Source organism: Photobacterium alginatilyticum, from assembly GCF_009910675.1.
Classification (GTDB): domain Bacteria; phylum Pseudomonadota; class Gammaproteobacteria; order Enterobacterales; family Vibrionaceae; genus Photobacterium; species Photobacterium alginatilyticum.
In genome coordinates, this window is record NZ_RSEJ01000006.1 from 193,219 (window position 1) to 215,914 (window position 22,696).

Here is a 22,696-nt window from a genome sequence, read left to right on the forward strand (position 1 = left end):
TTCAGATCAATGAAGGAACTTGTTTTTCCTAGAGCCAAAGCGCACAATTTCCCCCAGAATGACTAAGAAGCGGAGTTAACAATGGAATTGTCTGATATTCGTCGCGAATACACGCGAGGTGGTTTACGTCGTCATGATTTACCAGATGAGCCGCTGAGTTTATTCGATAAGTGGCTGAAGCAGGCCATTGAGGCAAATTTGAGCGATCCGACGGCAATGACGGTGGCTACTGTGGATGATAGCGGTCAGCCGTATCAGCGTATCGTGTTACTAAAACACTATGATAAAGAAGGCTTTGTTTTCTATACCAACCTCGGTAGTCGAAAGGCGATGCACCTGGACCATAATGCCAAAATTAGCCTGCATTTCCCGTGGCACGCTATTGAGCGTCAGGTACATATCACGGGTGAGGCTGAGAAGTTGTCTAAGATGGAAGTGATGAAATATTTCACGTCGCGTCCTAAAGAAAGCCAGCTTGCGGCATGGGCCAGTAAGCAAAGCAGCCGAATTTCTGCCCGCCAGGCACTTGAAAGTAAGTTTATGGAACTTAAACAGAAGTTCTCGAACGGTGAAGTGCCGTTACCCACTTTTTGGGGAGGCTACCGGGTGAAAATCAGTTCGATAGAATTCTGGCAGGGAGGGGAAAACCGCCTTCATGATCGTTTCTTGTATCGACAAGAAGCTGACAATTGGGAAATTGATCGTCTTGCCCCTTAATTGGCTATGGAAGAAATAAAGAAGTGTAGCCTAGCCGCTACACTTTTTTTATATATCCTGAATTAACCGGTTACTGCTGATTGCTAGTAACAATACTCACCCCTTCAGGGTGGCGTATTCTTAATGCCTTCTCGGCTGATTGAATCGAGGCGATTTCGCTTTCTGCTGCTATTTCGTATTTACACGGAATATTAAAATGTGGATGTACAACGTAGGTAATAGTAAATTGTTTCATACTTGTTTCCAGTTAAATAATAATATCAAGCCACGGAGTCAATTAAGGCTAGTTAATTACTCGGGCTAATTAATTCTGCAGATATTGTAGGTGGTGTTTGACCTGCAATATTTGATCTGGAAACAGACTTGCATTGGCAAAATTTCAAACTAAGAGTGCATGAAACGAGAGTGTTTGTTGCTGCCGGTTATTCTTTTAGGATGACAGACAGCTGGCGCTTGAGCATACTTTCCGGAATATGAGAGCCAAAGCCGAGATCAAGGGCCAGGTCCAGCAGTTCGCCTTTAGAGTTCGCATTGAACTTTTCGCGCAGGCGAACAACATAGTTCTCAACGGTTTTCACCGAAACATTCAGTACCTTGGCGATATATTGCGGTTTTTTACCATAAAGCAGCAAAAAGAGAACTTCCGATTCACGAGTATTCAAGCTCACCGCCTGGTTATGCAGATCAAGACTGAATGACGCCTGCTCTTTATTGCTTAACCCTGCCGCGCGGCAGATCCAATGGCCGACTTCAAGGATGGCCGTATCTTTTAACTCGACACCGGAAAAAATCGTACCGACGGTTTCATTCTGCTCATCTTTCCACGGTGTTTTAGTGAATAAATGTGCACGCCAGCTTCCATCTGAATAAGGATGAATATCGAGGACACGCATTCTGTTCCCCGTAGAAAGGACAAGGTTATCCTGCTCTCTAAATGAATCGGCACATTCGACTGTCGGGCTCGGCATATCAAAATCAGTTCGACCAATACAATCGAGGTGATGGTCGACACCAATAATTTTCCCATATTCTTCATTGGCATAAATAAAGACCGAGTCTTTATCTTTACACCCCCAGCACCCAGGAAGCTGATTAAAAATATGTAGTAGAGAAGGGTCGACTTTATCTTTCACTCTTTTTGCCTAATGAAATTGGCTTGGTTAATTGACTGTACAGAGTTTAATAGAAAGAAGAAATCTTACAATAACCAGATGACGGTATATTGGGCATATTTGTGTATTTTTTAAAAAAAAGCCGGTCATAAAGACCGGCAAAGACAAGAGTTTGACTCCGAAGAGCACAATCCTGTACGACGTGTAGAAGAGGTATCCAATTAAGTTCATCTCTTTAATATGAGGGTGTATATCAAAGGAACTTCATTGGCATGTATCCAATGCTGGATACTGCAGACACTGAACAGTGAAGTATGTTCCCTGTCTACGGAACGAACTATAGCTTACAGGCGTATTGTATATAAGGGGGGAAATCACCTATTGACGCAGGAAGTATAATGTGCATTGGCCTGTTGGGTGACAATGTTTATATGTCTACTGTTGATATGCTCTTATTGAGCGATAGGCAGTAATGAGTGCGGGGTGGGGTCAGTTTATTAACATGAACCACGATAGCTAGATAGCGACTATGATCATTTCCGAAGCGATGATCAAGAGGCTGCAAGTTCAATTACTGGCGCCTGATGAAGCTTGCCTCTGCTGATATTGGTCCGGGCATTCACTGGTATACAGCCTGCGGTATAGAATCCCGGAAAAATGATCAAGACAGGCTAATTAACGGGGAGTGTCATTTCAATTGGAACGATGATCAAGCGTGATCATCGTTTTGATCCTTGCTGTTATGGAAAAATGATCAAGGCTGATGATCATGCTTCAGTGAATGAAGGGGCTGGGCAACGATGAAGGATAAACCTGTTGTCAGTGAGTACTATAGAAATATTGAGCTTAATTATTTGAATAACAAGGATAAATCATGCTTAGAGCGGTTGTGTGACCGGGCGAGGGACCCCTGGGGATGGGATGGCATTGGTGGATTGTGGTGTTGGATCGGAGCTGTTGCGGTAAATTGAAAAGACAACGGCCGTAAAAAAGTTGTTCTTGATCATTTTTCCGGTAGCAGCCCGCTTCCTGGGGAGGGATGGTGATCACCGTCATCTATACTAAGAGGTGTCAATAATGATTGCCTGATCGCTACTGGCTATATCATCAGATATCTATCTGGTTCTACAGGCGGGTATGGTATTCTGGCCCGAAAATAGATGACACCTTTTATGTTATTAATGACATATGGAAATTAAATCCAAACACGCGAATTTTAAGCCCTCTGAAATTGTCGCTCTGCCACAGCAAATGGATCACCACAATCATGGTTATAACCAGGTCGTGATCGGACTGTCCGGCCAGACAGAGTTTGATATCGAAGGCTACGGTAACCTTGTTTGCTCCGGTCAGGGCTGTCTGGTGACGGCAGATTCGGAGCACGCGTTTTCCGGGATCGGTAAAAACGAGATCCTGGTCTTGAATGTGCCCGTTGATCAATTGCAGCCTTCTTATTCGCAGGAAAGAATGACCCGGTTATTTGACCAGTCGAGTTATTTTCATCTTGACAGTCAGGCACAGAATTTGATTCAGGCGCTGACGGCAGAGATGACTGCCCATCCTGATGATCTGCTGCTCAGCAAGGCCTGCACCGATACTTTGTTGTGCGTGCTGCAGCGTCATTTTAAGCCGTTAAACGACGATCGCCAGAGCTACCGGCTGAATATGGATATTATCGATCAGTACATACTTCAGCATCTTACCCGTAAAATTTCTGTAACACAGTTGGCCGGGCTGGTATTCCTCGGTGAAAGCCAGTTTCATTATTTGTTCAAAGAACAGACAGGCGTGACACCGCATCAGTATGTCCTGAAAAAGCGTCTGGAGATGGCGAAACAGCTTATTGAAGAGTCTCACTTAAGCCTGGCCCAGGTGGCGCAAAGCTCGGGATTTGCCAGCCAAAGCAGCTTTACCCAGGCATTTTCCCGCCTCTACGGTATGCCGCCAGCCCGCTACCGAAAAATTCACAGCTAACGCTAATAGTTTATCAAACCCTTCTTTATCAATGGCTTGCTGAGAAATGCTGGTAAGCCATTGAGCGCTTATCTCGCCACTATTCCTACAGTCCCTTTTGGCGTTGCTATACGTCTGCCTTTCTTGATCATCGTTCCAAACAACCACTGCTGATCGACTAGTTAATAACACTATTGACGTAGCTGTAATTAGCGTTTCGCTATATGAAACCAAAGTTTTTGATGTAGTTTTGTGTCTATTTTTGTTAAAAAACGGACTTTTCCTAAAAATTATCGGAGAATATAGCAAGACTCTCGGCGTGGCGGAAAATAGAATCCTCTCAATGCTAACACTGGTGTAACATTTAACCTGAGCGAGATCGCCTAGTAGATATAGATACTGGTATTCAATCAGGTTCACTATTGAGGGATTGATTATGTTCAATGCGGCAGATGTACTTCAGCCATCATTTATTGAGCGACCATTGGAAGAAATCTGGACATTGATTTCACCGCTCTATTCTGTTGATGAGTCTCAGTGGCTTAAACAGTTGATACCTTTGGCTGAGCCTTCGGAGCAAGAACGTAAACACACCACGGAACAGGCTGCGACGTTGATCGAGCGTGTTCGTGCCGATCAGAACGCGATTCAGATGATTGATGCGTTGTTGCTGGAATATAGCCTGGATACCAAGGAAGGCATTTTGCTGATGTGCCTTGCCGAGGCTCTGATGCGTATTCCTGATGCGGCAACGGCTGATGCGTTGATCCGCGACAAGCTGAGTGTTGCAGACTGGAAGTCGCACCTGAAAAATTCCGACTCGTTGTTTGTTAACGCCTCGACCTGGGGCCTGATGCTGACCGGTAAGGTGGTCACCATGGATGCCAGGGAAGACGGAACACCGAGTCACGTGATCAACCGCCTGGTGAACAAAATGTCTGAGCCGGTGATCCGCCAGGCAATGAATCAGGCGATGAAAATCATGGGTCACCAGTTTGTCCTTGGCCGCACCATTGCCGAAGCAATGAAAAACGGTAAAGACAAGCGGGACCAAGGGTTCACCTATTCATTTGATATGTTGGGTGAAGCCGCACTGACAGCACAAGATGCCCAGAAGTATTTCAAAGATTACATCATGGCTATCGAAGCGGTCGGACGTGATGCCTATTCGAGCCAGAAGGGCAGCAATGCGAAATCGCCGGATCCGACAGTGTCTATCAAGCTGTCGGCGCTGCATCCTCGTTACGATGTGGCCAATGAGACACGTGTACTGGACGAGATGTATGAGTCGGTGCTGTCGCTGCTCAAGCGTGCCCGCGAGCTGAATGTCGGGATCACGATTGATGCAGAAGAAGCGGACCGTCTGGAACTGTCACTGAAGCTGTTCGAGAAGCTTTACCGCGCGGACGAAGTTCGTGGCTGGGGCCGCTTTGGCCTGGTTGTGCAGGCTTACTCAAAGCGTGCGCTGCCGGTATTGGCATGGCTGGCTGCATTGAGCAAGCAACAGGGTGACGTGATCCCGTTGCGTCTGGTGAAAGGGGCGTATTGGGACAGTGAGCTGAAACTGTCACAACAGAGCGGTTTCTCGGGTTACCCAGTGTTCACTCGCAAAGAAGCAACAGACAGTTCTTATCTGGCCTGTGCCCGGTTCCTGCTGTCCGAACACCTGCGTGGTTTGATTTATCCGCAGTTTGCCAGCCACAACGCCCACACGGTGTCGGCGATTGTTGCCATGGCAAGTTCAAATAAGGATTACGAATTCCAGCGTCTGCATGGTATGGGCGATGCCCTCTATAACCATGTGATGGACATGCACAATGTGAACGTGCGTATCTACGCACCGGTAGGCAGCCATAAAGATTTGCTGCCGTACCTGGTCCGTCGTCTGCTGGAAAACGGTGCCAACAGCTCGTTTGTTCACCGTCTGGTTGATGCCAACTGTCCGGTTGAATCTCTGACCCAGCATCCGGTGGACGAGCTGCTGGCCCGGTCGACACTGCATAACGCCCTGATCCCGCTGCCACCGCAAATTTTCGGTGAACGGCGTAAGAACTCGGCTGGAATCAACATTGATATCGAGTCGGAGTGGCGTCCGTTCTCGGACTCGGTCAAGGCATTTTCCCGGCACCAGTGGCAGGCCGGCCCCATCGTCAATGGTGAGAGGCTGTCTGGCGAAGTGCAGGTGGTAACAGCACCGTATGATCGCCGTGAAACGGTTGGTAGCGTAGCTTTTGCCACTGCCGAGCAGGTAGAGGCTGCTATTTCCGTTGCGGCCGGGGCGTATCCGAGCTGGTCACAGCGACCGGCTGGCGAGCGAGCTCAAAGCCTGGTCCGCCTGGCTGATTTGCTGGAAGCACATACCGGTGAGCTGGTGGCGCTTTGCCACCGCGAAGCGGGCAAAACGATTCAGGATAGCATCGATGAAATTCGTGAGGCGGTTGATTTCTGCCGTTTCTATGCCGATCAGGCGGCAACGGACTTTGCCGAGCCGAAGCAAATAACCGGTTTTGATGGCACGACCAAGTTGCTGAGCTACCAGGGGCGCGGTGTGTTTGCTTGTATCAGCCCGTGGAACTTCCCATTGGCGATTTTCCTCGGTCAGGTGTCTGCTGCTCTGGTGGCAGGTAACACGGTTGTCGCAAAACCTGCGGAGCAGACGTCGCTGATTGCGTTTAGGGCGATTGAGCTGATGTTGGAAGCAGGCGTGCCTGCGGGGGCTATCCAGTTCCTGCCAGGTACGGGAGCGCAGGTGGGGGCACCCCTGACATCGGATCCGCGTATTTCTGGGGTGGCCTTTACAGGCTCGACCGAGACCGCACAGCGTATTAACCGTTCGCTGGCGGCACGCGATTGTGAACCGGCGACGTTTATTGCCGAGACCGGTGGACAGAATGCGATGATCGTCGACAGTACGGCCCTGCCCGAGCAGGTTGTTCGTGATGTGGTTCGTTCGGCCTTTGCGTCTGCCGGACAGCGTTGTTCGGCGCTGCGGGTGTTGTTTGTTCAGAAAGATATTGCCGATCGCATTACCTCCCTTATCAAGGGAGCAATGGATGAATTGTCGGTCGGCCGGCCTGAACTGCACAGTACTGATGTCGGCCCGGTGATTGATACCGGCGCCCGTGAAAAGTTGCTGACCCATATTGAGTCTTTGAAGAACCAGGCCAAGGTGGTGGCGCAGGCGACACTGGATGAAGAGTGTCAGCACGGTGATTTTGTTGCCCCGACGGCGTTTGAGATCGGCAGCATTGATGTGCTGAAGAATGAAAACTTCGGCCCGATCCTTCATATCGTACGCTTCAAGGCCAGCGAGCTGGAGCAGGTGATTGACCAAATCAACAACACTGGCTTTGGTCTGACGATGGGGATCCATAGCCGAAATGAGCGTACCTATTGCCATATCGAGCGCCGTGCTCGTGTTGGTAACTGCTATATCAACCGGGACCAGGTCGGTGCCGTGGTCGGGGTACAGCCATTTGGTGGGCAGGGATTATCGGGAACCGGTCCGAAAGCCGGTGGTCCGCACTACCTGTATCGTTTTACCCAAGATGTGTTTAACGCTTAATGGCCGCTGAGTTGAGAAGGAAATAGCTATGACGATAAGTATTCAAGCAATGGTAGATAACAGCTCGGCAGCCTGGGAAGGGTGGAACGGCTTGGGCTATGAGGCGCGCTCACAGATCCTGGGCCGCTGGGCAGAAGAGCTGGCCCCCGATGTTCGGGCAATGGTGGCGTTCCAGTGTCGAAATGCCAACGAGCATGTGGCAGAGACACTGCTGATGCCTGGGCCGACGGGTGAGACCAACGAGCTTTATTGCGCCGGTCGCGGCAGTTTCATTGTAACGGCCGATGTCGAGACATCACTGGTTGCTGTTGTCGGCCAAATTGCGGCGGCACTGGTTACCGGAAATACAGTTTTTGTTTGCCTACCGTCGGACTACATGCTGTCGGCAGGTGAACTGGCTGCACAGCTGGAGAAAAGCGGCTGTGCTCGCGGTGTGGTCACCGCAATTGATAGCGATCAGCTTGCGGATCTGGTGAGTCACCCGGCAATTGCCGGTGTGGCGTATGCCGGAAAGCTATCAACATCACAGGCGCTGGCGCGCCAATTGGCTGCCCGTGACGGGTTGCTGGCTCAGCTGATCAGCGAGACTGACTGCGAGTCACTGTCTGTTATCGGTAGCCCTACGTACTCACTGCGTTTCGTGACCGAAAGGACACGGACCATCAATATCACGGCAGTTGGCGGAAACGCGACATTGCTTGAATTGGGGAGTGGTGAAGAACACTAACGCGAGTTGTACTAAACAGCTCAGCTGAAAATCTTTCAGCACAATAAACAAAAAGCCCCTGCTATGGACAGGGGCTCTAAGTGAGGGAACTCAACAATGATAGAAAATAGCTTTGCTATTACAGGAACGTTTATCGTTTATCTGATCGGTATGCTGGCAATTGGTTATATTGCCTACAAGCGAACAGCTAACTCCGCCGACTACTTCCTAGGCGGCCGTACGCTGGGCCCTTGGCCTGCAGCCCTGTCTGCCGGTGCGTCGGATATGAGTGGCTGGTTGCTACTGGGCCTGCCGGGTTATGCCTATGCGGCAGGGATAGAATCACTATGGCTGGCCGGCGGCCTGCTAATCGGTACTTGGCTAAACTGGCTGATTTGTGCCAAGCGCCTGCGTACCTACAGTATTACCACGGATAATGCGTTGACTCTGCCTGAGTTCCTGGCTCGCCGTTTTGACGATAAATCTAAACTGATCCAAACCATTTCAGCATTCTTTATTCTGCTGTTCTTCCTTTTCTATACCAGTTCAGGTTTGGTTGCCGGTGGTAAGCTGTTTGAAACCGTATTCGGTCTTGATTACACCCTCGCGGTAATTATTGGTACGGTGTGTGTCGTTTCTTACACCTTGTTCGGTGGTTTCCTTGCCGTGTCGTGGACTGACCTGGTTCAGGGGCTGCTGATGTCGGCGGCATTGCTGATTGTACCGATTGCGGCTATGAGTGGTGGTGTTGGTGATCTGACTGCGGCACTGGAAGCAAAGAACCCAGAGCTGATGACGCTGTTTAATGATGTCAAGGGCGAGCCGCTGTCGGCGATTGCGATCATCTCACTGGCCGCGTGGGGTCTGGGCTATTTCGGTCAGCCGCATATCCTGGCGCGTTTCAAGGCGACTCGATCTAATAAAGATATCGGTACGGCACGTCGTATCGCGGTAGCATGGACAGCACTGTCGATGACGGGGGCTATTCTTGTTGGTCTGGTAGGTATTTTGTTTGTCGATAACCAGCTGGGCGGCGAACTGGCCGATGGCGAGAAAATCTTCATGCTGCTGGTAAACTCGATCTTCCACCCTGTGATTGCCGGTATCTTGCTGGCGGCGATTCTGGCGGCAATCATGAGTACGGCGGATTCACAGCTACTGGTGTCATCATCGGCGTTGGCTGAAGATTTCTACAAGCAGGTATTCCGTCCGCAGGCAACGACAGAAGAGATTGTAATGGTCGGTCGTGTGGCTGTTATTGCGTTGTCTATTGTTGCGCTGGTACTGGCGATGAACCCTGACAGCACGGTACTGGGTCTGGTGTCTTATGCCTGGGCTGGCTTCGGTGCGGCATTCGGTCCCGCTCTGTTGCTGAGCCTGTTCTGGAAAGGCATGAACCGCAACGGTGCGCTTGCGGGTATTGTTGTTGGTGCCCTGACTGTGGTGATCTGGAAGCAACTGTCAGGCGGTCTGTTCGATATGTACGAAATCGTACCTGGATTTATCTTCGCGACGATTTCTATCATTGTGATCAGCTCTATGACGGGCGGCGCATCGAAGGAAGTGGAAGCGCAGTACGAGAATTACGAGAAGAACCTGGTTGAGTTTGACTAACAGATAAACCAAGCCTCGAACATCAAAGCCAGTCGCCATCCAGCGGCTGGCTTTTTCATTTCTGATACCTCGATTTACTTGAATTACTCGCAGGGTGGGGCGAGGTGGATCATCGCCAGGCCGCCGAGAGAGGTCTCCCGGTACTTCTTGTTCATGTCTTTACCGGTCTGGTACATGGTTTCGATAACCTTGTCGAGAGAGACCAGCGACTTGCTGTTGCGCTTTAAGGCCATCCGCGAGGCATTGATGGCTTTGATCGCTCCCATCGCATTACGCTCGATACACGGAATTTGAACCAGGCCGCCAATCGGATCGCAGGTCATTCCCAGCGAATGCTCCATGGCGATTTCAGCCGCCATGCAGATTTGCTCGTTGCTGCCTCCGCGAATTGCCGTCAGACCAGCCGCTGCCATCGACGAGGAGACACCGATCTCACCCTGACAACCGACCTCTGCACCGGAAATGGAGGCGTTCATTTTGTAGAGCATGCCGATAGCGGCCGAGACTGCGAGAAAGTCTTTGATTTGCGGTGTGTCGAGCGGACAGATGAATTTGTTGTAGTACATCAGCACCGACGGGATCACCCCGGCGGCACCGTTGGTTGGCGACGTGACCACTTGGCCGCCAGCGGCGTTTTCTTCACTGACGGCGAAGGCAAACAGGTTTACCCAATCGAGAATGGTCATTGGGTCATTATCAACGTCTTTATTGGCTTCGAGTTTTTTCAGCAGTGCCGGGGCACGGCGAACAACATTCAGGCCACCTTCCAGGATCCCTTCGGTTTTAAACCCGCGTTTCATACAGGAAGACATGACCGCCCAGATTTGCTTGGCCTTGGCATCGAGTTCGTCCTCGGACCGGAAAGCCAGCTCGTTGCGGAGGATCATCGCGCCGATACACAGGCCTTCCTTTTCCGCAGTAGCAAGGATGTCTTCGGCAGAGTGAAAGCTGTAAGGCACAGTGACCGTGTCGGCAGATTTACCGCGTTGCAGTTCATCGGCCGTGGCAATAAAACCACCGCCGATCGAGTAGTAGGTCTCGATAAAGAGCTGTTTGCCGGCAGTATCAAATGCACTGATGGTCATCCCGTTTTCATGTCGTGGCAGGTTGGTGCGGTGAAACAGGATGTCGGTGTCAGGATTGAAACCGATGGTTTTCTTGCCGGCCAAATGGAGTGTCCCGGCCTTGATACCGCCTGCCATTGCTTTGTTGGCCTGTTCGATGTCAATGTGATCCGGGGTATTATTCATTAGGCCGAGAATGGCCGCGCGGTCAGTATGGTGTCCTTTTCCCGTCAGGGACAATGATCCGTAGAGGTCGATCTGGACACGTTCAATGGCGCCAATCTGTGCCTCCACCTTCTGGCAAAAATTGAACCCTGCCAGCATCGGACCGTTGGTGTGGGAGCTGGATGGCCCGACCCCGACTTTGTAGATATCGAAAATAGATAACATGGTCACTTCCCTCGTGCTGTATATCTGTTAGACAACCTGATCGCACAAATTTATTCCGTGACGGTGGTCCTAATCTCGGATCAATGATCAAGGAAGAGATAGTTCTGCCAGCTCTTCATGCGGATCAGCACTTTTCGCATGACGGATACATGTTCGAAGCTGTCGGAATAGACGGCAATCTCGACATTGGTTCCCTGCGGGAGATCAAAAGGTGATAAATCATCGGTTACCCGAAGTTTGACCAACGGACGTCCCTGCCTCAGCAGCAAGTCGCTGCCGTAAAGTACGCCAGATGCCTGGATCTGGCTCTCACCGATGGCAGGCAGTACCTCGATAACTTCGCCTTTGAAGGTTTTACCCGGCAGGGCCCGAAAGACAAAATCAGCCTTGAATCCGGTTTCAAGCCGCAGCAGGGAGTTTTGGCGGAAGGCACCGATATAGAGTTGTTCTTCCTGGTGAACGAAGGTCATGACGGGTTTTAGCGGCAGCGGTACGGCCATCATGCCCGGGCGCAGCGATACCTGGGTGACATAGCCATTGGTAGGTGCATAGACAACGGTTTCATTGAGGTTGAACTCCGCCTGGGTGAGCTGGGCGCGTATTTTGGCAACGGTTGTGTTTTCGCCCATGATCTCAGATTCAAAGGCAAGCTTGGAGCGGCGTTCCTCGGCTCTGGCTGCAGCCAGAGAGGCTTCGGCACTGAGATAGAACTGGCGCCGGTTATCGACTTCTGACTGGGTAAATGCTCCGCGTTTGTAGCCTTTTTCGTAACGTTTGAACTGCTGCAGGGTCCGATCGCGCTCGGCGATGGCTTTTGCTGTGGTGGCCTGGGACGATTTATAGTCGGCCTCAAGACCGAGAACATATTGTTTTGCTTCGGCCAGGGAGGCTTGCTGCAGCCGTACCTCCGCCTCAAAGGGAGTGGGATCTATTTTGAACAGTACTTCGCCTTTTTTTATCGGCTGGTTGGGCGAGACCGGTACATCGATCACTTTTCCCCTGACGCCTGGAACTATCGGGGTGGTAACAAAATACTGGCCGCCGTAGTTGGTGTGCGGATGGTTGTAGTTCATCAGCAGTATCAGGGTGCCGATCAGCACGATTCCCCCCAGAACTGCGGTCGGTACTGTCCATTTGTTGAGTGGGATCCGGAAAATCTTAAAGACGGCAATGCACAGTGCGGTATAGGTAAGAATCAGCAATAAATCCATTAATCCTCCTCTTTCTGGTTAACTTTGTCGTTTCGGTGGGAGGTGGCGGACTGCCGGGCCTGGGTAACTTCTAGCTGTGCCACTTTTTCTGTCAGCCTTTCTACCTGCTCTGTCAGCTGGAGGACCTCGTGGTGAAGCTCGTGTTGTTCGTTTTGGATTTTGGTGAACCCCCAACCACGGTCTTCCCGCCATAGCGTGGCCCAGATCCACAGAAACGGCCAGATGGCGTGAAGGGTAAATAGGCTGACCCAGCCGGCATAATGAATGGCATCCTGGTGAGGGTGATTGCGTTTTTTCGATATTTCATAGGGGATATCATGGATTGCGATCACGCCGTAGAATAAAAAAACGGCAACAAACACCAAGACCCCCAGAGCAAAGTAATCGAGAAACATCCATGATCCTTAATGTGTTATTGGTAATGGTATAAGTAAAAAGTAGCATCGAATAACGGCACTATCTGAGTTTGCAGTACTTCTTTATCTCTCTATTTTTAAACAGTGTTTTTTGTGTGGTTAATTACTCTGGCATAATAGCTCTAGTTTTGCGGCATTCTGCCGTTACATAGAGTGTAGAAAATTGTTGCATGAGGGGTTATGTCAAACCTGGTAATCGGTCTGAGTTTGATCGGCGTGGTGCTGGTTTGGGTGATTGTCCGCTATTTTTCCGCGATGAAATCTCAGCGCGTTAAAGTGCAGGAGAAAGTGCTCAAAGATCAAAAGTATCAGCGGGTCCTGGAAAAGGCCAAAGTGGCAGAGCACGAGGAAAAAGTCTTTAAGGCGCAGACCGGGCACGTTTCAAGCCAGCTGTCGCTGGCAAAGGAGTTTGAGCTGACCAGTATCAGTCAGGCGATATTTTGGTACCAGAAGGCTGCGGCGTTAGACAACGATATTGCCCAGAATGCCCTGGCCCGCCTATGTCGGTTAGATCGGTCCGACTCTGATGGCGAGGCGAAATCGAAATATTGGCAGCAAGTCGTGCTGGCCAAGCGCAAAGAGCCGGAAGCTCTGTATCAGCTGGGATATTACCTGGTATCCGGCTACGGCACCGAGATTGATACCGAGTCGGGGGTTGAAAAAATCATCGTGGCGGCTGAGCAGGGGCATGTGGAGGCGCAGCTTTTTCTCGGTGACTGGTATGTAGCAGAAATAAACCAACACAAAGACCCTCTGGTCGCATTCGGCTGGCGGGTGCGGGCGGCGCTGACCAATGAGGTTAAGGGTTGCATCAAAACCGCATTTTGTTATCAGAGTGGGGTTGGGGTGACCAAGGATCGCGCTCGGGCTATTTACTGGCTGGAAAGAGCGGCCGAAATGGGTAGCAGTGAAGCACAGTTTTTGGCCGCGAAGATGCACTTGGGATCAGATGCCAATGATGCGGCTATCGCTTATGTGTGGTTTTCGATTGCCAACGCCTTTGGCCATAAAACGGCCAAGACCGAACGTGATGAAGCGGCGCAGTATGTTGGAATAGAGTCTATCCTGGCGGCCCAGAGCGTTGCCAATTCTGTCTTTCGGCTGCTTAAACGCCAGCCAGTTGCCCGCCACCGGGTAATTGATCTGATGGATCGGGTATATGCTCGAAGTAGCTACCGGCCTGACGAGGATGTTCTGGCATCGCTGGCCAGCGGAGAACTGGCTGGAGATACGGCACAGGCTGAGGCGATTGCCAGCCGGGACGGCGAGGTGGAGATGGATTTGTCTTCGGTCGCCTCATCGGTGCAGGATGGCGAGTTTCGCGACATAGAAAACGGTGTTAGCGCAGATGCTGAGAAAAGCGAAGGATCAGACGACAGCAGCTTGGCATCAGAGACCAAGAATGAAACAGCGACCAAGGAGTACCAGCAGCAAAACTGGGCAACCTCTTGGGACAGTTTTACGGCAGAATCGAAGAAGCCGTCATCATGATACCGGTACCGAATCCACCTCAAGGTAATCAAGCAGCTGCGGCATCGCTGTAATGGTGGTTACTCTCGGGTGGCTAATCTTGACCGAGTGGGGTGTCGCGGCAAAGTGAAAGGTACGGATATCGGCGTTGATCCCGGCCTGCACGCCCTTCGGGGTATCATCAACGAATACGCACTCTTGTAGCATCACACCCATGTGCATGGCGGCAAAGTGGAGAATATCCGGTTCAGGCTTCCAGCTGTTAGCCTGAAAGCCGCTAAATAGCTTCCCTTCAAAATAGGGAAGTAGCCCGGTCAGGCTTAAAGTGTGTTCGATTTTGCTGATCGGCGCATTTGAGGCAATACACATATCGCACCCCAGGCTCGACAAGGTGTCGAGCAGCTCAGGCACGCCTTTGATTGGCTTAAGTCCCTGTTCGAAAAGCTGTCGGCACTCTTTCCTGTACATGGGCTCGAGATCATCGATACGGGCCTTGATGCCGGCACGTGCTCTTGTTTCGGTGAGAATATCGACCATTTTTCCGCCTTGGAAATGGCGCAGGCACTCTTCGAGGCTAAGGTTGGCACCCAGTCGGTTGAATACATTGACCAATGCCTGGTTGCAGAGTATCTCGCTGTCTACCAGGGTGCCGTCGCAATCAAAAATGACGCAGCGTACACCCGTTGCTCTTCTTGTTGCCGTGTTGCTGGTTTTATCCATAAAACGCACTCCACTCTTATGCAGCTGACATCTCATTGTTAATACACCGTCTGTAGTTCTACAATGCGCATATTAACGTTTTGCTATCTCAATCGCGGTTAATGGCGTTTTTTTGTAAGTTATGAGATTTGTCCCTTATTCTGTCTAGAAATGCAGATATACCTATACCTCGATAGCTACAGGCAGAAACTCGTTATTGATTGCCGGGGCAGTGATAGCGGGAAAGGAAGCTATCCAGCGCGGCCTCGCTGTTGGTTCTTTTACTTTGCTCTCCTCGTAGAAATGCCAGGATGGCATCTTCATGTTCTTGTACTAGCAGGAATAAGTCTGAATGCTGCTGTGCCCGTTGGGCCTGATGACGATATTTCAGTGCATAGGGTTCGACCCAGGATGCCATGGTATCGACTAGAGCGGGCCATTCCAGTGACAGCCATTTTTCGGCATCATGACGTCCCTTGCCTTCCATTACCGGGTGGCTGTCGGGGCAGCTGATGCCGAGTTTTTCCAGCCCGGTTTTAAGGTGGCGGGCAGTGACTTGTTCGACAAGGATTAGCTTTTGCCAGTTGTTGATATGCTTATCATCACTATACTTTTCAGCGAAAGCAGTAAAAAAGGCAATGCCGTACAGTTCACCGAGGTAAGCTGAAAAAAGTTGTTCTGTTAGCATTTTGCAGGGCTCGATAATGGTTGATAAAAGAAGGACAGCATTTTACGCCATTTTTCGTAGTGTGATTAGACGGCTATACATAATAAAAAGGGGTGGCTATGTCATCATCCATATTTCCTTCATGGCTTGGCGGCTATGAAGTGCGAGAACATATCGATAATCCGAATATTTCTGTCGGGGCGCATACCTACTATTCTGGTTATTATCACGATAAACATTTTGAGGATCAGTGCGTACGTTACCTGTTGGGGGATCATTCCAGCCGGGCCGTCTGGGAGTCCGGTATTTTCGGTGAGGTTGACCGGCTCATTATCGGCAAATACTGCTCGATAGCCTCGGGGGCGACCTTTATGCTGGCAGGTAATCAGGGGCACCGCCATGACTGGGTGTCTTCGTTTCCTTTTGATGTCAGCCAGTTTGGTGACAAGGTCAAGTCAGGCTTCGAGCGGGCCGGAGACACGGTGATCGGAAATGATGTGTGGATAGGATCCGAGTGCGTCATTATGCCTGGAGTTAACATTGGCGACGGGGCGGTGATTGGTGCCCGGGCTGTGGTAACCAAAAACGTCGAACCCTATGGCGTAGTGGTCGGCAATCCCGGTCAGGTTGTTAAGAAGCGCTTTAACGAGGAACAGATTATCATGCTGCGGGAGATGAAATGGTGGGACTGGCCGCTCGATCTTCTGAAACAGAATATGGATTTGATGTGCAGCAATGATATTGAAGGTTTGTTCGACCGTTACCGTCAGTTTGAACGGTGAGTGTTTATTACATCTCTAGTTTAAATGTCTATGTTAAGCGGGGCCCCGAGAGGGCCCCTGTCAGTTTGTAGATACTTAATTGAAGCAATATTAGGCAAAGACAGTCAAATACTAGGCATAGTTAGAGACGCTTCGCCAACTTCTTTGCAGAGCCAGCTCCAGTGGCGTATGGATAAAGCTTGATGGTGCATGGAGCGGTATCGAGTAGGCTGGTGGCTTGCCGCCGTGTTGCCAAAGCTCCCGGGTTTTGAGGAATCGGCGAAATAGCGGTGAGAAAAAGGCTATGAACTCAAGGATTGTCCAGGATAGTTGGATGATCGATACCGGCTTACCGCTGCTGAGTGCCAGGCAGCGGGCAATATCATTGATACTGGCTTTGTGCCCGGGGTAGTAGACAATATTCAAATCGGGTTGCTCACACTGCTCGTGAGAGAGGAGATGGGCAATATTGTCTGCAAGATCGGGTAAGAATGTCCAATAGTGGCAGAGTCTTTGATTGCTGGGGGATTGGATGATGACTTTTTGCTGCGTTTCTTTTATCAGCATCCCCAGGTAGCCATGATGCAGTGCGCAGCTCAGGCTGTGTCCGCAGCAGATCACCAGAACTTTGGCTCCGTTAAAGCTTGCCTGGCGTAAGCGGTTTTTCAGTCGTTTGGGCAGGCGGACAGTAATGGGTTTATTTTTTCTCCAGACAGCAAGAGAGGGGAACCAGGGCTGTTGGACATCATATTTATTGGTGGTGATCACCAAGCGCAGTTTGAGCTGCTCGGAAAGCGAAATAATGTGTTCTATGGAGAAAATGAGCTCTTTTCTGGCAGCCGCTGATTCGGGCAGGTGAACAAAGACGGTATCAACGTCTTTTGCTACCTGGTACAAGAAGTCAAGATCATCGCTATTCATCTCGGCCAAAGTGAGCTGGCTGAGTATCGGTACGTGGGCAGAGTCGTCACGAATAATACCGATGACATCCCAGTCATTGTTGATCAGCGTTCGGCAGAGGTTATTGCCCATCTCCTGACAGGCTCCAAAAACTAAGGCTTTTCTCATAGTTAACCTCAATCATGCGATTCATATCAATATACTGTTATGCAGTTTGGTTCTTATTGTGGCTATAGTAAATACACAGATAGGAATAGTAGGTATACGAATATGAATAACACGGAGTGGGACAGTATTCGGATATTTTTGGCTGTGGTCGAAGAGGGGAGTATGTCGGCGGCGGCGCAGGTACTCGGGGTGTCTCAGCCAACAGTGAGCCGTTATATTTTGGCACTGGAAGAGAAGGTCGGTGTCAATCTCTTTGACCGTTCCAGCAGCGGGCTCAAAGTGACCGAGGTCGGGGCGAGCTTGTTGGATTCCGCCAAGGCGACCGCCCTTGGGGCCGAGAGCTTTGCCAGGCTGGTTAATGCTACTTCAGAGCATATTGATGGCCATGTCCGGCTGGCTGTGAGTGAAGTGGTCGCATACTACTTTTTGCCGGATGCGATAACAGCATTTAACCGCCAGTTTCCGTCTATTGAAGTTGAGATACTGATTTCTGATCAAGGGGTGAACCTAAACAAGCGTGATGCCGATTTATTGGTCTCTGTCGAAAAGCCGGAGCAACCGGATTTTGTGGTCAGCCACCTTTTTGAAGGGAAACTGGGTTTTTTTGCTCACCGTGAATACCTAGAAGAGTATGGCAAGCCGGATTCACTTCAGGATCTACATGCCGGCTTCCATCAAATAATCGGCGATGACAGCAATAACTTTTATCTCCGCGAGGCTGTACGGATTGGTCGTCCCCTGAGTAAGTCACATTTCAGCTTTCGTACCGATAGCCAGAAAATGCAGGTTGAACTGCTCAACGCCAGGGCCGGTGTGGCTGTTACGCTGTTGGCGATAGCAGAAAAGTATCCGGATTTGGTGCAGCTTTTTCCGGAAGCTGCCTTACGTCCCTTTAACTGGTGGCTGATTTGCCATCGTGACGTGAATGTTAATCCGCGTATCCATAATCTGATGACGTTTTTGAGCCAGTGGTTTCAGCAGAATAAATGGCGACAGCAGCAGCCTGCTGAGGGAAGAAAGAAACACCTTGCTGTGATGTAAGTTGAAGGGGGTTCATCACAATGCATATTAATTTTGATTGGAGGGCGCTATTCAATAGTTGAAAAATATTCAGGAAATATTCAACAAAAATTTAGTTGCTGGGCGATTTTCGCCCAAGGTTAAACGTTTTCGTTGCTATAAACTTGATCTGGACCAGCGTTTTTTAACTTTTTTTGATATTTCAGAAAACAAAAGTTGAGTTATTCAAAAAAAATTGAATAATGTAATTAAAACATATAATGCCGAGAAAATGCTGCTCCACACATTTTCCTCTGCAGTCTAAAAAGACGTGTGACGGGACAACAACTTGTCCTTAGGCCCTAATTATTCTGATGAGATAACCATGAGCAATTCTCTAGTTCTTGTAATCAACTCCGGTAGTTCTTCGCTAAAATTTGCCCTAATCGATACCGTTAGCGGTGAGGCAACCCTGAGTGGCTTGGGTGAGTGCTTCGGCATGCCTGAAGCCAATGTTAGCTGGAAGATCAACGGTGAGAAGTACGAATACAAACTGAACGATTCAGGTAACCACCACCAGCAGGCAGTCGATCGCATCGTAACCCTGCTTGAAGAGCAAGGTATCAAGCAAGATATCGTTGCTGTCGGTCACCGAGTTGTCCATGGCGGTGAGAAGTTTACCAAGACAGTAAAAATTGACGATAGCGTGCTGGAAGAAATCGAGAAGCTAAGCGATCTGGCACCACTTCATAACCCTGCTCATGTTATCGGGATGCGAGCTGCAATTAAGGCTTTCCCGGCACTGGCTCAGTACGCGGTATTTGATACGGCGTTCCACCAGACAATGCCTGCCCGTGCGTACACAGGTGCTATCTCTCAGAAGCTATACAATGAATACGGCATCCGTCGTTACGGTTTCCACGGTACGAGCCACTACTTCGTCAGCCGTGAAGCTGCCAAGATGATCAACAAGCCAATCGAAGAGAGCAACTTTATCTCTGTTCACCTGGGTAACGGTGCATCGGTTTGTGCAATCAAAGACGGCAAGAGTGTTGATACCAGCATGGGCTTTACCCCGCTGGCCGGCTTGATGATGGGTACACGTTGTGGTGACCTTGACCCAAGTATCATTGAGTTCCTGCTGAAGAAAGGCTGGGCTCAGGAAGATGTTTTCAAAGAGCTGAACTCGAAATCAGGCCTGCTAGGTGTATCTGGCCTGACAAGTGATTGCCGCGGTATTATCGAGGCGATGGAAAATGGCCACGAGGGCGCAACCCTGGCATTTGAAATCTTCACTTACCGTGTTGCTAAGTACATCGGTTCTTACATGGTGGCACTGGATGAGCTGGACGGCATCATCTTCACCGCCGGTATTGGTGAGAACTCTCAGCCAATCCGCAGCAAGATCCTAGAGAACCTGAAGATCTTCGGTTACCGCGAAGACGAAGAAGCCAATGCAGCGGCTCGCTTCGGTAACAGCGGTATTATTACCCAGCCAAATACGCCAGTTGCTATGGTAATCCCGACCAACGAAGAGTGGGTTATCGCAAAAGAATCTATGGCGTTACTGCACGCGTAATAGATTATAGCCAGCCAAGTTTCCCAAGGGCTTGGTTGGCTCCCTGCCTGGAACACAGGGAAAGACGGAACGGGAAACGGCCCCGAGCATCTGCTCGGGGCCGTTTTTTTATTTTGAGCAAAAAGTTTTTTAGCTACATAATCAATAATTACAATTAAAGAGTAATATTCAGGCTATTGAAGTTTGAATTTGTTTACTAGAGTGTCTAACTGTGAGTTCGCAGCAGACAGGCTTTGTGTACTGTCTACTGTCGCTTGACTATTTTGAGTCAATTCATAAATCATCTCACGGATATTGTTCATATTACGGTTCACTTCTTCGCTTACTGAACTCTGTTCTTCAGAAGCAGTTGCAATTTGAGTGCTTAAGTCACTAATCTCAAAGATAGAACCTGTCATTGCATCCAAGCTGTTTGATACGCGCTCTGCATTCTCAGCGGTACGTTCACAGCTTGCTTTAGTGACTTCCATTGCAGTAACTGCATTGGTCGCATCTTGACGTAACTTCGTTAATATTTCATTAATTTCTGCTGTGCTGGTCTGAGTACGCGCTGCAAGTGATCGCACTTCATCGGCTACAACTGCAAAACCTCGTCCCTGCTCACCTGCTCGTGCTGCTTCAATTGCGGCATTGAGTGCCAGAAGGTTTGTTTGATCTGCAATTTCTCCTATTACACCTAGTACACTAACAATTTGTTGAGTATTTTCATTCATAGTATTAATGCTTGATGATGCTGTGGCCACTTCTTCTACTAAGATACTCATGCTACTAGATGCCTCAATTACATCATTTTTTGCTAATTGTGCATCGTCACTGGCTTTATTCGTATTTGCGGCTGTATCGTTGGCGCTTTGTGCGATTGTCTCAGCCGTTGCGCTCAATTCAGTGATGGCAGCAACGACTTGATCGGTCTCGGTTGCGTGTTCGTTTAATGCCTGGTTATTGTTATCTGACTGCACATTAAGTTGCTTGATACCATCAGAGATATGAGTAGAGGCCTGTGATATATCCATGATCATGGATTTCAAATATATAATGAAGTGATTGACTGATTCCGCGATATCTGCGACTTCATCAGATGAATTTGTTTCGATAACAGTTGTTAAATCGGCATTTCCTGATGAAAGCGACCGAATGTTGTTTCGTAATGATTCAAGGCGCTGAGTTAGTTTTGAGAATACAATAAAGCAAAAAATAATAATAGCGGCTACGATGGGAAGTTGAATTGATGCTAAGATCATCATGATCGAGTTGGTTGTTGATTGTATTAGATCTGTTTCAATGCTAAAAGCAACTATCCATGGAGTGTCCGTAATTTGATGCATGAAAAGAGTGTGATTAATACCATTATTATCGTAGTTGACTTGTAATTGATTACTTGTATTAATCTGAGTTAGGTGACGGTTAACATTAGTTGCAAATGGAGACTGTTGAGTAATAGAAGATAGATTTTCAAGTATGAGTGGGCGATTAATGCTGCGTGTGTTGCTTAGTATTTTACCATCAGATTCAATGATAAGGATATTCCCGTTTAACATTTTCTCTTTTTCAGCGACAAGGTTATTGAAAAAACCCAATGTAAGATCAATTGTAGCAACACCATAGCGTTCACCCTGCTTGAATATCGACATGGCACAATTTGTTCTAGCTTCATTACTGGCCGAATCTTGGTATGCAGGTGCCCAAGCACATCGCCCTTGAGGAGCCGTTAGGCCATTTTTGTACCAAATTTGTTCGTAGTAATTGGCTGAGTCAGCAGAGTTCCAATAGGTATTTTCAACAAGCTTATTGTTGTCATCACGGTGATAAAATGTACTATATTTTTCAACGCCTTGTTGGCGTTTCCCAGGCAAAGGCCAGATACCGCCACCGAAAACTTGAAGCTTTCCGTATTGATCGACCATACTTGGTAAAATTTGATCAATTTGCTCACTAGAGATGAGAGGAATGGTTTGGGTTATTGTCCGCTGTTGTGCTTGAACTTGTTCTAGTTCCGTTAAGATTACATCATTGATATCTTGTAGTGCGCCTTCGATAATTGCTTCTTCATTTGCGACTAGTTTGGGAGAAATCCAGTAGTTTATTCCTAAAGTGGTCATTAGCCCTACAACCAACATGAAAAAGACAAAATAAAGTGGATATTTATACCGTATAGATTTCATTTTTCTTGTTTTCATCCTTGTTCCTGGTCCAGTAATACTGATTAATGGAGATTTCGTAACATGCAGTGTTTTTACCATTGGTTGTAGCTCGTATTGATAAAGCGCTCATTAATGAGCTGAGCTATGAACACCTCGAGAAAGCGCTTTCATTAAGTATTATCGCACTTGGTGGGAGGAGAGGCAATTAGGTAGTGCATGTATTGGAGGCTTCCAATCACACATTTTGAATGAACCAAATTCTTCTTTGCTTGAACTAACTAAGAAATATTCTTGTTTGGGTGTCAAGTTGAAGGTTTCTGTTATTAGGTAGCCCAAGCTACTACGCACGACAACTAAATTCTTGTACTAAGTGGCTATTACGTTTAATCGATGCAAAATATGTATGATGTAGTGGCAAAAAAAAGGTTCATCGCGGCTTTCCGGGGAAAGCTGCTTTTATCTTTAGGAAGAAGTATTCCGTATCTCGATATCCGTATCCCATACGCTTGATGAGTTTTATCTTGTTATTGATCCCCTCCAGCGTACAAGTATTCAGATGATATG

19 protein-coding genes are annotated in these 22,696 nt (G+C 48.9%); 9 read left to right on the plus strand and 10 right to left on the minus strand.

Going from position 1 to position 22,696, the window contains the following annotated elements:
* The first annotated feature begins 81 nt into the window (after nt 1-81).
* Nucleotides 82-717, plus strand: a complete 636-nt coding sequence (pdxH, locus tag EIZ48_RS08185; protein ID WP_160649992.1) for a pyridoxamine 5'-phosphate oxidase — start codon at nt 82-84, stop codon at nt 715-717.
* Between the two features lie 70 nt (nt 718-787).
* On the opposite strand, the gene EIZ48_RS08190 is transcribed toward pdxH, so the two are convergent.
* Nucleotides 788-952 (minus strand): addiction module component, encoded by a 165-nt coding sequence (locus EIZ48_RS08190; protein ID WP_075766664.1) that lies wholly within the window; start codon nt 950-952, stop codon nt 788-790.
* Nucleotides 953-1,139: 187 nt separating this feature from the next.
* The gene (locus tag EIZ48_RS08195; protein WP_160649993.1) at nt 1,140-1,850 is read right to left on the minus strand and encodes a PAS domain-containing protein; all 711 of its coding nucleotides are present in this window, start codon (nt 1,848-1,850) and stop codon (nt 1,140-1,142) included.
* Between the two features lie 1,167 nt (nt 1,851-3,017).
* Here EIZ48_RS08195 and EIZ48_RS08200 point away from each other — a divergent pair.
* The 4 genes from EIZ48_RS08200 to putP all read left to right on the plus strand — a co-directional run bounded on the left by EIZ48_RS08200 (nt 3,018) and on the right by putP (nt 9,667).
* A complete protein-coding gene (locus EIZ48_RS08200; RefSeq protein WP_160649995.1) occupies nt 3,018-3,803 on the plus strand; it encodes an AraC family transcriptional regulator in 786 nt (261 codons plus the stop codon).
* Nucleotides 3,804-4,218: 415 nt separating this feature from the next.
* Nucleotides 4,219-7,347 (plus strand): bifunctional proline dehydrogenase/L-glutamate gamma-semialdehyde dehydrogenase PutA, encoded by a 3,129-nt coding sequence (putA, locus tag EIZ48_RS08205; RefSeq protein ID WP_160649996.1) that lies wholly within the window; start codon nt 4,219-4,221, stop codon nt 7,345-7,347.
* Nucleotides 7,348-7,375: 28 nt separating this feature from the next.
* A complete protein-coding gene (locus tag EIZ48_RS08210; protein WP_160649998.1) occupies nt 7,376-8,074 on the plus strand; it encodes an aldehyde dehydrogenase family protein in 699 nt (232 codons plus the stop codon).
* Between the two features lie 96 nt (nt 8,075-8,170).
* The gene (putP, locus tag EIZ48_RS08215; RefSeq protein ID WP_160649999.1) at nt 8,171-9,667 is read left to right on the plus strand and encodes a sodium/proline symporter PutP; all 1,497 of its coding nucleotides are present in this window, start codon (nt 8,171-8,173) and stop codon (nt 9,665-9,667) included.
* 83 nt (nt 9,668-9,750) lie between these two features.
* Here the strand turns inward: putP and EIZ48_RS08220 are convergent, their stop codons facing one another.
* From EIZ48_RS08220 to EIZ48_RS08230, 3 genes are all read right to left on the minus strand, one after another.
* The gene (locus tag EIZ48_RS08220; RefSeq protein WP_160650000.1) at nt 9,751-11,121 is read right to left on the minus strand and encodes an L-serine ammonia-lyase; all 1,371 of its coding nucleotides are present in this window, start codon (nt 11,119-11,121) and stop codon (nt 9,751-9,753) included.
* Between the two features lie 80 nt (nt 11,122-11,201).
* A complete protein-coding gene (locus tag EIZ48_RS08225; protein WP_160650002.1) occupies nt 11,202-12,332 on the minus strand; it encodes an HlyD family secretion protein in 1,131 nt (376 codons plus the stop codon).
* Nucleotides 12,332-12,727 carry a DUF3302 domain-containing protein gene (locus EIZ48_RS08230; RefSeq protein ID WP_160650003.1) on the minus strand — a complete coding sequence of 132 codons (396 nt, stop codon included), beginning with the start codon at nt 12,725-12,727 and terminating at the stop codon, nt 12,332-12,334. The genes EIZ48_RS08225 and EIZ48_RS08230 overlap by 1 nt, the downstream gene beginning before the upstream one ends.
* A gap of 201 nt (nt 12,728-12,928) precedes the next feature.
* Between EIZ48_RS08230 and EIZ48_RS08235 the strand changes: the two genes are divergently transcribed.
* A complete protein-coding gene (locus EIZ48_RS08235; RefSeq protein ID WP_160650005.1) occupies nt 12,929-14,239 on the plus strand; it encodes a tetratricopeptide repeat protein in 1,311 nt (436 codons plus the stop codon).
* Here EIZ48_RS08235 and yieH read toward each other — a convergent pair.
* Together yieH and EIZ48_RS08245 are read right to left on the minus strand one after the other, a co-directional pair.
* The gene (yieH, locus tag EIZ48_RS08240) at nt 14,234-14,938 is read right to left on the minus strand and encodes a 6-phosphogluconate phosphatase (protein WP_160650007.1); all 705 of its coding nucleotides are present in this window, start codon (nt 14,936-14,938) and stop codon (nt 14,234-14,236) included. The genes EIZ48_RS08235 and yieH overlap by 6 nt on opposite strands.
* 193 nt (nt 14,939-15,131) lie before the next feature.
* A complete protein-coding gene (locus EIZ48_RS08245; RefSeq protein ID WP_160650009.1) occupies nt 15,132-15,605 on the minus strand; it encodes a hypothetical protein in 474 nt (157 codons plus the stop codon).
* Between the two features lie 98 nt (nt 15,606-15,703).
* Between EIZ48_RS08245 and EIZ48_RS08250 the strand changes: the two genes are divergently transcribed.
* A complete protein-coding gene (locus tag EIZ48_RS08250) occupies nt 15,704-16,366 on the plus strand; it encodes a CatB-related O-acetyltransferase (RefSeq protein ID WP_160650011.1) in 663 nt (220 codons plus the stop codon).
* 111 nt (nt 16,367-16,477) lie between these two features.
* On the opposite strand, the gene EIZ48_RS08255 is transcribed toward EIZ48_RS08250, so the two are convergent.
* Complete coding sequence (locus EIZ48_RS08255; RefSeq protein WP_160650013.1) at nt 16,478-17,413, minus strand: Rossmann-fold NAD(P)-binding domain-containing protein; 936 nt, start codon at nt 17,411-17,413, stop codon at nt 16,478-16,480.
* A gap of 102 nt (nt 17,414-17,515) precedes the next feature.
* Between EIZ48_RS08255 and EIZ48_RS08260 the strand changes: the two genes are divergently transcribed.
* On the plus strand, nt 17,516-18,454 hold the full coding sequence (locus EIZ48_RS08260; RefSeq protein ID WP_160650014.1) for a LysR family transcriptional regulator: 939 nt from the start codon (nt 17,516-17,518) through the stop codon (nt 18,452-18,454).
* Nucleotides 18,455-18,797: 343 nt separating this feature from the next.
* The gene (locus tag EIZ48_RS08265) at nt 18,798-19,991 is read left to right on the plus strand and encodes an acetate/propionate family kinase (protein ID WP_160650016.1); all 1,194 of its coding nucleotides are present in this window, start codon (nt 18,798-18,800) and stop codon (nt 19,989-19,991) included.
* A gap of 173 nt (nt 19,992-20,164) precedes the next feature.
* On the opposite strand, the gene EIZ48_RS08270 is transcribed toward EIZ48_RS08265, so the two are convergent.
* Together EIZ48_RS08270 and EIZ48_RS08275 are read right to left on the minus strand one after the other, a co-directional pair.
* Nucleotides 20,165-22,168 (minus strand): methyl-accepting chemotaxis protein, encoded by a 2,004-nt coding sequence (locus EIZ48_RS08270; protein ID WP_160650018.1) that lies wholly within the window; start codon nt 22,166-22,168, stop codon nt 20,165-20,167.
* Nucleotides 22,169-22,559: 391 nt separating this feature from the next.
* Nucleotides 22,560-22,696 (minus strand): transposase (locus EIZ48_RS08275; protein WP_160648522.1); only part of this gene is annotated, 137 nt, incomplete at its 5' end.